The 12,626-nt window shown below is 68.5% G+C and carries 10 protein-coding genes; 3 read left to right on the top strand and 7 right to left on the bottom strand.

Annotated elements, in window-relative coordinates; all coding sequences use genetic code 11:
• Window positions 1–4: 4 nt before the first annotated feature.
• Window positions 5–448 carry a hypothetical protein gene (locus tag KQY30_RS04860; protein ID WP_217305719.1) on the bottom strand — a complete coding sequence of 148 codons (444 nt, stop codon included), beginning with the start codon at window positions 446–448 and terminating at the stop codon, window positions 5–7.
• Between the two features lie 301 nt (window positions 449–749).
• Between KQY30_RS04860 and KQY30_RS04855 the strand changes: the two genes are divergently transcribed.
• The 3 genes from KQY30_RS04855 (at window position 750) to KQY30_RS04845 (ending at window position 3,657) form a co-directional block, all read left to right on the top strand.
• Entirely contained in the window at window positions 750–1,619 is an 870-nt protein-coding gene (locus KQY30_RS04855) for an oxidoreductase (RefSeq protein WP_217305718.1), read from the top strand.
• 124 nt (window positions 1,620–1,743) lie between these two features.
• Entirely contained in the window at window positions 1,744–2,697 is a 954-nt protein-coding gene (locus KQY30_RS04850) for a helix-turn-helix domain-containing protein (protein WP_217305717.1), read from the top strand.
• A gap of 117 nt (window positions 2,698–2,814) precedes the next feature.
• A complete protein-coding gene (locus tag KQY30_RS04845) occupies window positions 2,815–3,657 on the top strand; it encodes a patatin-like phospholipase family protein (protein WP_217305716.1) in 843 nt (280 codons plus the stop codon).
• Between the two features lie 66 nt (window positions 3,658–3,723).
• Here the strand turns inward: KQY30_RS04845 and KQY30_RS04840 are convergent, their stop codons facing one another.
• From KQY30_RS04840 to KQY30_RS04815, 6 genes are all read right to left on the bottom strand, one after another.
• The gene (locus tag KQY30_RS04840; RefSeq protein ID WP_217305715.1) at window positions 3,724–4,641 is read right to left on the bottom strand and encodes an alpha/beta hydrolase; all 918 of its coding nucleotides are present in this window, start codon (window positions 4,639–4,641) and stop codon (window positions 3,724–3,726) included.
• Between the two features lie 56 nt (window positions 4,642–4,697).
• Window positions 4,698–5,624, bottom strand: a complete 927-nt coding sequence (locus KQY30_RS04835) for a carbohydrate ABC transporter permease (RefSeq protein WP_217305714.1) — start codon at window positions 5,622–5,624, stop codon at window positions 4,698–4,700.
• Window positions 5,621–6,553: a carbohydrate ABC transporter permease gene (locus KQY30_RS04830; protein ID WP_217305713.1), complete on the bottom strand. Its 933-nt coding sequence runs from the start codon at window positions 6,551–6,553 to the stop codon at window positions 5,621–5,623. Before KQY30_RS04830 ends, KQY30_RS04835 begins: the two co-directional genes overlap by 4 nt.
• Entirely contained in the window at window positions 6,550–7,935 is a 1,386-nt protein-coding gene (locus tag KQY30_RS04825) for an ABC transporter substrate-binding protein (RefSeq protein WP_217305712.1), read from the bottom strand. Before KQY30_RS04825 ends, KQY30_RS04830 begins: the two co-directional genes overlap by 4 nt.
• 154 nt (window positions 7,936–8,089) lie before the next feature.
• Window positions 8,090–9,187 (bottom strand): enolase C-terminal domain-like protein, encoded by a 1,098-nt coding sequence (locus tag KQY30_RS04820; RefSeq protein ID WP_217305711.1) that lies wholly within the window; start codon window positions 9,185–9,187, stop codon window positions 8,090–8,092.
• Window positions 9,188–9,252: 65 nt separating this feature from the next.
• A complete protein-coding gene (locus KQY30_RS04815) occupies window positions 9,253–12,543 on the bottom strand; it encodes a discoidin domain-containing protein (protein WP_254406944.1) in 3,291 nt (1,096 codons plus the stop codon).
• Window positions 12,544–12,626 lie beyond the last annotated feature (83 nt).

The raw sequence follows: 12,626 nt of genomic DNA, 5'->3' as shown, positions 1-12,626 counted from the left end.
GTCCTCAGCACGCGGCCTGGAAAACCCCCTCGTCGGCTCGGCGCATCTCGAACGTCGGCGGATCGGGTATCTGGTGGTTCGAACTCCAGGAGCCATCGGCGTCGATGACCGCGATCTTGGCATTCATTCCGACCAGGTCGCCCTCCCATGTGCCGTTGAGCGTCCGCATATTGATATCGCCATCACGCCGCGGAAGGTAGAGATCCAGTGTGAAGCGGCTGCCGCTCCAGTTGTGTATATCTCCGGCGAAGCGGCCACTCGTATTCTTCCCGGCCGCGCATACTTTGATCTGGCCGGTCACATCGCAGGCCATGGAGCAGTTTTCATCCCGGACGAGATGAAGCACCACGCGCCTTTTGTCTTCTGCCGTATAGGACACCTCGCCCTGCCAGTAGCCGGTCAACTGCGGCTTGCCGGGCAGGGGAAAGTCCCAGGGCGTGAGCACCATACGGGCCACGATGAGCAGACCGAACAAAGCGGCCAATATGGCGACGCCCTCGATGGTTCTCCGCCGGGTACCTTTCCGGCGTGAATATGCCCCACTGTTTGTCATATCAACCCCCCTCAGGACATTCACCGTAACAGCCGATCTGTAACCGTTCCATGAATTCTTCGCTACCGCTCGGTGCCTGTCCTGCCAGCTCTGCCTGTCCCTGACACTCCCTGGAACAGCGGGGTACTGCCACAACGGCCGGACCTGGCGCAGGGTGGAGCGACAGACACGTTTGACAGGCAGGAAAGGTACGGCCATGGCCACCAGCATTTCCGGCGGGACGCTCACCCTCGCGGACGGCCTCACCATCACCCGGATGGGATACGGCGCGATGCAGCTCGCCGGGCCCAATGTCTTCGGACCGCCGAAGGACCGCGACGAGGCCGTGGCGGTGCTGCGTACGGCCGTCGAGCTGGGCGTCACCCACATCGACACCGCCGACTTCTACGGGCCGGTCGTCGTCAATGAACTCATCAAGGAGGCCCTCCATCCGTATCCGTCCGGCCTCCGCATCGTCACGAAGGTGGGCGCGCGCCGCGGGAAGGACGGAAGCTGGCAGCCCTCGCTCGATCCGGCGGATCTGAGGGCGCAGGTCCACGAGAACCTCCGGCATCTCGGTGTGGACGCCCTCGACGTGGTGAACCTCCGTATGGGCTCGCACGAGGGTACGGACGACGCGTCACTGGCAGCGGAGTTCGGCGTTCTGGCGGAGCTGCGGAAGGAGGGGCTGATCAGGCATCTCGGCCTCAGCGGAGTGTCCGGCGCACAGCTCATCGAGGCGCAGGGCATCGCGCCCGTGGTGACCGTGCAGAACCTCTACAACCTCGCCAACCGGCAGGACGACGCCTTGGTCGAGCGGTGTGCGCGGGAGAACATCGCCTTCGCGTCGTTCTTCCCGCTCGGTGGTTTCACACCGCTCCAGTCCGGCACACTCACGGGTGTCGCGACGCGCCTCGGAGTGTCATCACAACAGGTCGCCCTCGCCTGGCTGCTCCAGCGGTCCTCGACCAGTGTGGTGATCCCGGGGACCTCGTCCGTCGCTCATCTGCGGGAGAACGTGGCCGCGGCGGATCTGGTACTGCCGGCCGAAGCGATCGCCGAACTCGACACGATCGGTGCACGGTAGACGGCACACGGTAGGCGACCGGCGGCGTGGCGTTCCCGGGGGACTTCCCGGGGTTCCCGAGGGATGTGTTCCTGGGACCAACAGGGCCAGGCACCGGACATTTCCGGTCGCTACCGTTGCGGTCATGGACAGTGGCGACAACCGGATCGGTGAGTATCTGCGTGCCCGGCGCGGCCTGGTCCGGCCGGAGGACGTAGGACTGCCTGGCGGCGGACTGCGCCGGGTGCCGGGACTACGGCGCGAGGAGGTGGCGATGCTGGCCGGTATCAGCGCCGACTACTACCTCAGGCTTGAGCAGGGCCGTGATCAGCGGCCCTCGCTGGAGGTCCTCGATTCGCTGGCGCGTGTGCTGCGGCTCGACGCGGAGGCGGCCGCCCATCTGCGCCGGCTGGCGCAGCCGGTGTCCCGGCACCGTACGGCACCGAAACCCGAGCGGGTGCCGGTCAGCATCCGCCAGCTCATGGACGGCTGGCCGGACAATCCCGCGTACGTCCAGAACACGTTCCTGGACATACTCGCGGTGAACACACTGGCGGCGGCCCTGTCCCCGAACTATGCCCCCGGAGTGAATCTCCTGCGGGCCGTCTTCCTCGATCCCGCGGAGCGCGCCCTGCGCCGGGACTGGGAGGAGGCGACGGCAGAGGGAGTCGCGAGCCTGCGCACCCTCGTCGGGCCCGATGTCGACAATCCCCGGCTGGTGGCACTGGTGGGGGAGCTGTCCGTCCGGAGCGAACGGTTCCGGCACCTGTGGGGCCGCCATGACGTACAGCCGAAGAGGGGCCGTACCAGCCGGCTGTCCCACCCACAGGTCGGTGACATGGATCTCCAGTCCAACAAGCTCGCCATCGGCGGCACGGACGGGCTGATCCTGGTGGTCTTCAACGCGGAGCCCGGCAGCCGGAACGCCGAACTGCTGTCGATACTGGGCAGCTTGACCGCTTCCGGTCGTACGGCGGGCGCGTCCGGCACGTCGGCGCGGGAGAAACCGGCCGCCGCCCCGCCGAAGGCCGCGGACCCGTCGAAGTCCGTCGCCCCGCCGAAGTCCGTCGACCCGTCCAAGAGCAGCGACAAGGAATAGCCCTGCTCGCCCCACAGATGGGTCCGTGGGCGCGGACTAGGCTGCAAACGAGTGCGTGTACTCGTACGCGTACGAGTACGTCGCCGAGTTGTCGCTGACTTGAGGAGTGCGGGACGCATGGGCGAGGCGTTGGTATTGGGTGGCGGAGGCGTTGCCGGGGTCGGCTGGATCACCGGCTTGCTGGCGGGGCTGGCAGACGCGGGGCAGGACGTCACGGGTGCCGATGTGATCGTGGGGACCTCGGCCGGATCGGTTGTCGCGGCGCAGTTGGGGGACGAACCGGATCTGGAGTCGCTGTACGCGCGGCAGGTCCAGCCGGAACAGCAGTCCGCCGAGATCATGGTCGATCTGGACATCGAGACCTTCGGTACGGAGATCGCCGCCGCGGTGCGGGACGCGGGGACCGTGGCGGAGATGCGACGCGCGGTGGGCAGGTTCGCGCTCGCCGCCGATACGGCTCCGGAGGCGGAGCGGCGGGAAGTGATCGCGTCGCGGCTGCCGTCGTCCGAGTGGCCCGCCCGTACGGTGCGGATCGTCGTGGTGGACGCCGAGAGCGGGGAGCCGCGGGTGTTCGACAACGCGTCGGGCGTGGGCCTGGTCGACGCCGTCGCGGCGAGCTGTGCCGTACCGGGCGTGTGGCCGCCCGTGACGATCGACGGACGCCGGTACGTCGACGGCGGCGTCCGCTCCGGCGAGAACGCCGACTACGCGGTCGGCGCGTCGCGGGTGCTGGTGGTCGTACCGATGGGCGACGCCGCACTGCTCCCCACGGAAAAGCCGCTGGCCCAGGCCGTCGAGGAACTCCGCGCGGCCGGCGCCGAGGTCGCGGTCGTCGCCCCGGACGAGGCGTCGCGCGCGGCCATGGGCCCCAACCCCCTGGACCCCGCCACCCGCAAACCCTCCGCCGAGGCGGGCCGTGCACAGGGCCGCGAGGTGAAGATCGAGTGGGCGCGCGCCTGAGGTACGGGGTAGGCCCGGCCGTACGGTGCGTGCCGGCCGGGCCGCTGGGTGTCCTGGCGGGGTCGGCTACGCGCCGCGGTCCGTCAAGTGTTCCGTCAGGAAGGCAACGCTCTTGGCGACCAAGGGTGTCGGGTCCGCGTTCAGGAAGATGTGTTCCGCGTCGGGGACCGGGATCAGTTCCGCTGTGTTGCCTGCCTCCTGGAGCAAGGTGGTCAGGCGGCTGCTGTGGCTGTACGGGACCACCGTGTCGTGGGTGCCGTGGATGAGCAGGAAGGGCGGGGCCGGGGAGCGGGTCGCGTAGGTGGTGGGGCTGGCCGCCCGCGCCAGTTCGGGGTGGTCCGCCGGAGAGCCGGACAGGAACGCGATGACGGGGTCGTCGGGGCTGTCCCGCAGCGGTGTGTCCAGGTCGGCGACGCCGTACCAGTCCACCACCGCCGTGACCGCCGTATCGCCCTCCGGGACTCCCTCCGTACCTTCGAGCGCGGGGTCGTCCGTGCCCGTCAGGCCCGCCAGCGCAGCCAGGTGCCCGCCCGCCGACTCGCCCCATACGCCGAGCCGCGCGCCGTCGATCCCGAGCTGCCCCGCGTAGTGGCGCAGATAGCGGATGGCCGCCTTCACATCATGGAGCTGGGCCGGGAACGGGGCCTCGCGGGCGTGCCGGTAGTCGATGGTGGCGACCGCCAGCCCGGCCCGTACCAGCGAGCCGAACAGCAGATCCGTGCTGACGGTCGGCGGCAGATAGCGCCGGTCGCCCTCCAGCCAGGCGCCGCCATGGATCCACACCACCACGGGTACGGGCTCCTCCGCCGCCGGCACGGACAGGTCGAGCAGACGCGGCCGGTAGCCGGAGTTGGTGGCATAGCTCAGCCCGTCGTACCGGCGCACACCGTCGGCGCCGGTGGCCGGAGCGGTCGGCGGAAGATGGGCCGGCACCACGGCCAGCTCGGGCGGGGGCCAGGTGACGGAGCCGGACTCGGTTTCCAATGCTGCTCCCAGGTCAGTGGGCAGGGACTCTGCCCCAACGGTCTTTGAACGCCCGGCTATTCCTTGGTCGCTCCGGCCAGCATTCCCGACACCAGGGTGCGCTGCGAGAACAGGAACAGCACCAGTACGGGCAGGATCGCGACGAGGATCGCCAGGGACAGTTCGGGAATGGTGATGTTGAGACCCGCGCCGGCCACCGGGTTGAACGAGGGTGTGGAGGTGAGGAGTTGGTTCAGTCCGACCTGGACCGGGAACTGGTCGCTGTTCGGCAGTACGAGATACGGCAGGAAGAAGTTGTTCCAGTTGCCGACGAAGCTGAAGAACGCCACGAGCCCCACCACCGGCTTCGCCAGCGGCAGTGCGATGCGGGAGAAGAGCTGCCACTCGGTGCAGCCGTCGATCCGCGCGGCGGACAGCAGGTCCCTGGGCAGGCTGCTGCCGAAGTAGATGTAGACCAGGTACACGCCGAACGGGTAGAAGGAGAAGGGCAGGATCACCGACCAGACGGTGCCGATGAGATGGAAGCGGTTCAGCTCCAGGAAGATCGGCAGGACGAGGGTGGCCTGCGGCATGATCATGGTGACCAGGGTGATGGTGAGCAGTGTCTTGCGGCCCCGGAACTTGGTCAGCGCCAGCGCGTACCCGGCCGGCACACTGACCGCCAGCGTGAGGATCAGTGAACCGCCGGAGTAGATGGCGGAGTTGGTCAGCCAGGTGGTCATCGCGCCGTCCTGGAAGCCGAACAGATGGCTCCAGGCGGTGCCGATCTGCTGGAACGAGCCGAAGGACAGCGGGTTGTCGTGCACCACCTGGCCGGCGGTCTTCGACGGCGCGAGGAGCAGCCAGATGACCGGGAGCACGAAGAACACCAGCAGGACGGCGAGCAGCAGGCCCACGATCAGGAAGGAGACCAGCCGGGACGGCCGGACGCGCCGGCCGGTGGCGCTGCCCGTGGTGGACAGGGGAAGAGCGGTCTGTGTCATTTCTCGTCCAACGTGAACAGGTTCGATCGGGCGACGAGCAGACCGGCGGCGATCAGCCCCAGCGCCAGCAGGAAGACCGAGATGGCGGCGGCGCCGTTGAAGTCGCCCTGCTGGAAGGCGTAGACGTACGCGAGTTGGTTGGGCGACCAGGAGGGGCTGACCCGGCCGAGGCTCGCGGTCTGGAGCAACTGGGGCTCCACGAAGAGCTGGGTGCCGGTCGCGAAGGCCATGATCGTCATATAGACGATCCACTGCCGGATCATAGGGATCTGGATGTGCCAGGCGGTACGCCAGGGCCCCGCGCCGTCCATCCGCGCGGCTTCCAGTACCTCGTCGGGGATGTTGTTGAGCGCCCCGTACATGACCACCATCCAGCCGCCGGCGCCGGTCCAGAACGCGATCAGCATCAGGATGAGCGGCAGATTGCCCGGTGCGAGGACGGCCGCGAAGCTGTGCATGCCCATGCTGTTGAGGAGCCATGACACCGGGCTGACGTCCGGGTCCAGCATGAACAGCCACACCAGCACACTGGCCACCCCGGCGAGCGCGCCCGGAATGTAGTACAGGAACCGGAACAGGGCCGACGTCCCCGGCCGTACCCGGCTGCGCAGCACCACCGCCACCAGCACGACCAGGACGACGAGCACGGCCAGCCACATGACGAGGTAGATCAGCATGTGGGTGAAGGCGGGGACGAAACGGTAGTCCTGGGCGACCTTCACGAACTGGTTGAACCCGGTGAACTGCCCCCGGTCGTTGGTGAGCGCCAGATAGAACGAGTAGCCGGTGGGGAACACACCGAACGCGAGCAGCAGCAGGGCGTAACCTGCGACGAAGAAGTAGCCCGCACGGCCGCGGCCCCTCCGCCGCGGCACGGTGCCGCGGCGGAGGGCGGAGACGGCTATGCGCTCGGTCTCCAGCAGGGTCATTCGTTGACCACCTGGTATCCCTCGGCCTTCGCCTGGTTACTGATCTCCTCCTGCCAGGCGGGCAGGGTCGAGACCAGGCTCTTGCCCGAGGTCAGGGCGGGCAGGACCACACTCGACCAGGCGGTGGCGTCCGAGAACTTGGTGTTCGACCAGCCGGTCCACACCTCGTCCGCGGCCTCCTGGAACGGCTTGGTCACATCGTTGGCGAAGTAGTCGCTGTTGACCGGGTTCGCCAGCCACGCCTCAGCGGCCTTGGTGTACGCGGGGTAGGTGGGCGCGGACGCCTGGTTCTCGTCGGAGGTGGTCAGCCAGGTCACCAGATCCGTGGAGGCCTTGAGGTTGGTGCTGTGCGAGGACACCATCCACACACCGCCGCCCACATTCCCGGTCGTCCGGGCGGTCTCGCCCTCCCAGGCCAGCGGGGGCGCCACCGCGATCTGCTTGGCCGGGGCCTTGAACGCCGTCTTGAACAGATACTGCCCGTACCACGACGGCCCGTACGCCATCAGCACCTTGGAGCCGCTGTCCTTGGCGAAGCCCTGGCTGAAGAACCCCTTCGTGGTCACAGCCTTCGCCGAGATCAGATTGTCCAGCAGCTTCGCCGTCCGGACACACTTCTCGTCCTGCAGATCACTGCGCAGTGTGTCCGGCTTCACCAGGCTGAACGCCGGGCACTGGCCCGCCCAGAAGTACGACTCGTGCGAGTTGGTGTCACCGACCGAGCCCACCAGATAACCCGGGTGCTCCTTCGCGACGCGCTTGCCCAGCGCCTCGTACTGCTCCCAGGTGGCGGGGACCTCGTAACCCCACTTGTCCATCAGGGACTTGTTGTACCAGAGCACCACCTGCGCGATGTCATTGCGCATGCAGTAGGTGTGCCCGTTGAACTGGCACGGCGCGAGGGAGCCCTTGGCGAAGCCGTCCAGGGTGCTCTTCGGTACGAGCTTGTCGTCCAGCGGCGCCGCGAACGCCTGCGCACCCGGCTTGGTCGGCTCCGACGCCCACGTCATGTCGGTGGGCGAGCCGAACACCACATCCGGCCAGCCGCTCCCGGTCCGGTCGAAGAGCTGCGTCTTCGACTGGAGATACGTCGAGCCGTCCGCACCGCCGTCGTACGTGACGATCTCCATCTTCACGTCCGGGTGCGACTTCTGGTACGCCTGCACCGACGGCAGCCGCGTCGAGTCCGCCCACACCGTGATCGGCGAACCCTCCTTCTGCGCGGCCGGCTTGAACCCCTGACCGGCGGAAGGTGAGTCGGTGGTGGTGTCGGCACTGGCACAGCCGGCCAGCAGCGCCGCCGTGGCCAGGGAGAGCGCGGCCGCGGCGGTACGCAGCACCGCGCGGCGCCGGCCCGCTCTCGGAGATCCGGAAGACCTCATCGTCTTGCCTTTCTTGTTCTCGCGTGGACCGCGTGGACCGCGGGACCACATGGGGCCGGGGGACCCCGTGGGACAGGTAACGCGCCGGGTGGGGGCGCCGGGTTCGGTAACGGCGGTGAGGTCGGTAAGGACATCGGCTGCCGCTGCCGCCCGGTCAGCGCGGCTGCTCGACGAAGCGCTGGAGCTCGCTCCCGTAGCCGAAGTCGAGCGGGAGGGCTATGCCCGGCCCCGTGGGGGCGTGCACCAGGCCCTGGTCGTCCACATGGCGCTCGCGGACGACCTTCGCCGCGGTCACCAGGGACTCGTAGTAGGTGGTGTTGGAGATGGCCATGCACAGGTGGTGGTTCGGGATGTCCGAACCGTGTACCTCGGCACGGAGCCGGTAGGCGTCGGCGAGGTGTGCGGTGCGCATGGCACCGGTGATCCCGCCCCGGAGGGTGGTGCCGGCGCGCACCCCGAAGGTGGCGGCGCCGGCCCTGATGAAGTCCGCGGAGTTCATATGCGCTCCGTCGGAGGTCTCGGCGACCAGCAGCGGGATGTCCACGGCCGCCGCCAGCCGCTGGTACGCGGAGATGCTGAACTCGCGCATCGGCTCCTCGTACCAGAGGTAGTCCGCCTCGGACAGGGCCCGCCCCAGCCGGATCGCGTCCGGCAGGTCGAAGCCCGCCGACCCGTCGTACATCAGCGGCACCGAGGGGCCGACATGGTCGCGCAGCGCCAGACACAGCTCGGCGTCCCTGCGGGCATCGCCCCAGGCGTGCAGCTTGATGCCCCTGTACCCCAGTTCGAGGCACTGGTCCGCCACATCGAGGAACTCCGCGACACTGGAGAACGTCGAGGTGGAGGCGTACGCGGGGATCGACTCGCGGAATCCGCCGAGCAGGCGCCAGACCGGCTGGCCGTGGTACCGGCCGGCCAGGTCCCACAGGGCGGTGTCGATCAGGCCCAGGGCGGGGAGCGGGAGTTCGTGGATACGGTCCAGCTCCCACACCCGGTGCCACAGCCACTCCCGCCGGAACGGGTCGGCTCCGACCAGCTCCTCGCGGAAGACCCGCTCGACCAGGTCGCGCAGGGTGATGAAGGCGCCCGGCCGGGCGAACAGAGCCACACCTTCGGCTCCCTCGTCGGTACCGATGCGCAGGACCGCGCCGTCGCCCACCGGAGCGCTTCCGCTCAGCCCGTCCCGCCAGCGGAAGGGCGGGCTGGCCGCCGGAACGTCGATCCGGTGTACTTCGACATGGGTGATCTTCATCGTGGCTTTCGTTTCTGTGTGGGCGTGCCGGTCCCGCGCGTACGGTTCCGTGGGGCGCGTACGGGTCAGAAGTCGCCGTACGCCTGGAGTTCGTAGATGCTGCCGCCGTTCCAACTGGAGCCGGTGACGGTCAGCCGCAGATAGCGGGCGGTGACGGGCTTGTCGGCGAACGAGTAGTTGGCCGCCGAGACGGTGTTGGCGGAGGTGTGGTCGTCGAGGGTGGACCAGGACGATCCGTCGGTCGAGTACTCCAGGCGGTACTGGTAGCCGCTGGGCTTCTCGAAGGTGGTCACCACACTGGAGACACTGGTGTCCTTGCCCAGGTCCACCTGGATCCAGGAGGGGTCGGGCAGTCCGAGGCCCTGGGCCCAGCGGGTGGACAGGTTTCCGTCGACGGCCCTCTCGGGGGTGTTGTCCTCCGAGTACGACGAGGCCGTGACGGGCTTGTTCAGCGCCAGATCGTTGTCGGCGGGTGTGGTGACGACGGCCGCCTCGCCGGGCTCGGAGGTGTTGAGCGCGGCGTCACGGGCGACGACGGTGAACGAGTACTGCTTGTCCGGGGTCAGGCCGGAGACCCGCAGTGTGGTGGCGCCGGTGACCCCGATCCGCTTGCCGTCCTGGTAGACGACATAGCTGGTCACACCGGTGTCGTCGGTCGCGGCCGGCCACTCCAGGTCCACCAGGCTGGGCAGCAGCGGTGTGACCCGCGGCCGGCCGGGGGCCGAGGGGGCCGTCTGGTCCGTGCTGGGCGCGCGGGGAGTGCCGTACACCTGGAAGTCGTAGATGCTGCCGCCGTTGCCGCGCGATCCGGTGACGGTCAGCCGTACGAAACGGCCGACGGCCGGCTCGGCGGTGTGGACATAGTCGGTCTGGGCCGACGTGTCCTCGGCGGTGCGGTCCGCGAGTGTCTTCCAGTTGACCTCGTCCGGCGACACCTCGATCCGGTACTTGTAGCCGCTGCTCTTCTCGAAGGTGGTGATCGCGCCGGTCACGTCGTACGAGGCGCCGAGGTCGACCTGGATCCAGGACGGGTCGGGCAGCCCGAGGCCCTGGGCCCAGCGGGTGGACAGATCGCCGTCCACCGCCTTCTCGGGGGTGTTGTCCTCGGAGTACGAGGAGTAGGTGACGGGCTTCTTCAGCGCCAGGTCGCTGCCCGCCGGCATGGTGACCTTCACCTCGCGGCTCGGCGACGACTCGTTGCCGGCCGCGTCACGGGCGGTGACCCGGAAGGCGTACGTCCTGCCAGCGGTGAGGCCGGAGATACGGACCGAGGCCTTGCCGGACGCGTTGACCAGTGCGCCGTCGCGGTAGACGGAGTAGCCGGTGACGCCCTTGTCGTCGGTGGACGCCGCCCAGGTGAGGTCCGCCACGGTCGGGAAGTCGGTGACCGCGGCCGGGGTGCCGGGGGCGGTGGGCGCCGTACGGTCGGTGACCTCGGGGCCCGGGTCGAGGTGACGGTAAGCGGGCTGGAGACCGGCGTTGTTCACGATCGAGGCCGGGAGCTGCTCACAGGAACCGACCGTGATGTTGCCGCTCACGTTGTTGCCGATGCTGTTGGCCTGGGTGGTGAACGCGGGCTGGGTGGTGAAGTTGCCCGTGGCGGTGATGTCCAGGCCGTGGTTCATCAGCATCCACTGGTACGACACGTCGCACAGGGCGTTGCCGGTGTTCTTCCAGTACCGGCTGCCCTCGTCGTGGTAGATGGCACCGTAGGCCGGCGAGGGAACGCCGTGGATGTAGTTGCCGGAGACGACGCCGCCGGGGTTGGTGCTGAGGGTGTAGATGCCGCCGCCGTCGGCCTGCGACTTCATGAAGTCGAAGATCTCGTTGTCGGTGATCTTGCTGTTCCGGCTGGTGGTGTCGGTGTCCCAGACCGGTACGCCGGAGTTGCCGGGGTAGTTGGTGTCCCCGCCCTTGTCGGTGAGGCCCCAGCCCCAGCCGACGGAGATACCGCTGTAGGGCAGGTCGTAGACCTTGTTGTGGCTGATCACCGTGTTGTCGGTGTAGCTGACCAGGATGCCCACCGAGCCGTTGTACTGGTCGGCGACCTTGGTGACCAGGTTGTTGGCGATCGTGGTGTTCTTGGTGATGTCCCGCGGGTCGTCGGGATGGTGGTCCACGATGTCGGTGCCGCCGACCTGGATGCCGGTGGCGGCGATCTGGCGGAAGACGTTGCCCGTGATGTCGGTGCCCTGGGTGCCGGTGTTCAGGTTGAGACCGACCGCGCCGAGGTGGGTGAAGGTGTTGCCCCGGAAGCCGATGTCGTGGCCGTGGCTCACGTTGACGGCGCCGGGGGTCTTCAGCCAGTGCAGCCGGGTCGAGTCGAAGTCGGGGTTGTTCTCACCGACCATCCGGAAGCCGGCCTGGCCCTCGATGAGGCCCTCGGACGAACTGGGGGCGAGCCAGGTGGAGTAGGAGAAGGTGATGCCCTCGAAGGAGATGCCGGAGACCGGGCGGTCCGTGGTGCCGTTGAAGTCGACCAGGTCCTGCACCCGGGGCACGACGACGGTCGCGGTGGACATGTCCTGGCCGGCCTTGGGCAGGTAGTAGACCTCGTCCGCGCCCTTGTCCAGGTACCACTCGCCGGGGCTGTCCAGCAGTTCGCGGGCGTTCTCCAGCCAGGTCGGGTTCTGGATCTCCTGGCCCTGCTGGAGGTGGGCGTTGCGCCAGCACGGCTGCCGCATGGTCATCGTGTTGCCGGAGACGGACTGCACGGGGCAGCGCATCAGCTTCCAGCCCCAGGAGCTGGCGACCTCAAGGTCCTGGGGGCGCTTGTAGCCGCTGATGCCGGTGTCGGTGAAGGTGTAGCCGGTGGCTGTCTTGTTGAAGCCGGGCGGGTTCTTCTGGCCGCGGGCCCGGGTGGCCAACTCCCCGTTCACGTAGAGCTGACGGGTGTCGATGCCGGCGAGCCGGGCCTTGTAGATCCCGCGCGCGGGATCGGCCACGGTCCAGCCGGCGACCTGCTTGCCGCCGCTGATCACCGGCCGTGCGCCGGGCGCGGCCTCGTAGACGATCCGCTGTCCGTCCTTGCCGGAGTCCTGCGGGGTGAGGGCGAACGTACGACTCAGCTCGTACGTACCCGACAGCAGCCGTACGCGGACATCGCCGCGGACCTTCGACTTGGCCGTACGCACATAGTCCCGTGCGTGTTCGAGCGTCTTGAAGGGGTGGGTGGCGGTGCCGGTGCCGGAGTCCCGGCCGGACGGCGAGACATACACGTCCAGGCCCTGCGCCCGGGGGGACGCCTGGGCCGGTACGGCGGCCAGTGGCGCCACCGCGGCGGCCAGGGACAGGGCGGCTGTGAGGGCTCTTCGCAGTGGTACGGGTATGCCCTTGCGGGGTGATGGTGCAGACACGGAAATCCAATCGCCTGAATGAGGTGATGTGGGGGAACCCGGTCGTCCTCCGGGATTCCCCCGGCGTTGGGGGGCGGCTCGGT

The organism is Streptomyces sp. GMY02, from assembly GCF_019056675.1.
GTDB classification, from domain to species: domain Bacteria; phylum Actinomycetota; class Actinomycetes; order Streptomycetales; family Streptomycetaceae; genus Streptomyces; species Streptomyces odonnellii.
Note: the sequence above shows the minus strand (reverse complement) of the source record. Positions and strands in the feature narration are given on the sequence as shown.

Bases quoted from the DNA above. Each gene is read 5' to 3' on its own strand.
- KQY30_RS04860 (WP_217305719.1), bottom strand. From the start codon at position 448: ATGGTGCTCACGCCCTGGGACTTTCCCCTGCCCGGCAAGCCGCAGTTG.
- KQY30_RS04855 (WP_217305718.1), top strand. From the start codon at position 750: ATGGCCACCAGCATTTCCGGCGGGACGCTCACCCTCGCGGACGGCCTC.
- KQY30_RS04850 (WP_217305717.1), top strand. From the start codon at position 1,744: ATGGACAGTGGCGACAACCGGATCGGTGAGTATCTGCGTGCCCGGCGC.
- KQY30_RS04845 (WP_217305716.1), top strand. From the start codon at position 2,815: ATGGGCGAGGCGTTGGTATTGGGTGGCGGAGGCGTTGCCGGGGTCGGC.
- KQY30_RS04835 (WP_217305714.1), bottom strand. From the start codon at position 5,624: ATGACACAGACCGCTCTTCCCCTGTCCACCACGGGCAGCGCCACCGGC.
- KQY30_RS04830 (WP_217305713.1), bottom strand. From the start codon at position 6,553: ATGACCCTGCTGGAGACCGAGCGCATAGCCGTCTCCGCCCTCCGCCGC.
- KQY30_RS04825 (WP_217305712.1), bottom strand. From the start codon at position 7,935: ATGAGGTCTTCCGGATCTCCGAGAGCGGGCCGGCGCCGCGCGGTGCTG.
- KQY30_RS04820 (WP_217305711.1), bottom strand. From the start codon at position 9,187: ATGAAGATCACCCATGTCGAAGTACACCGGATCGACGTTCCGGCGGCC.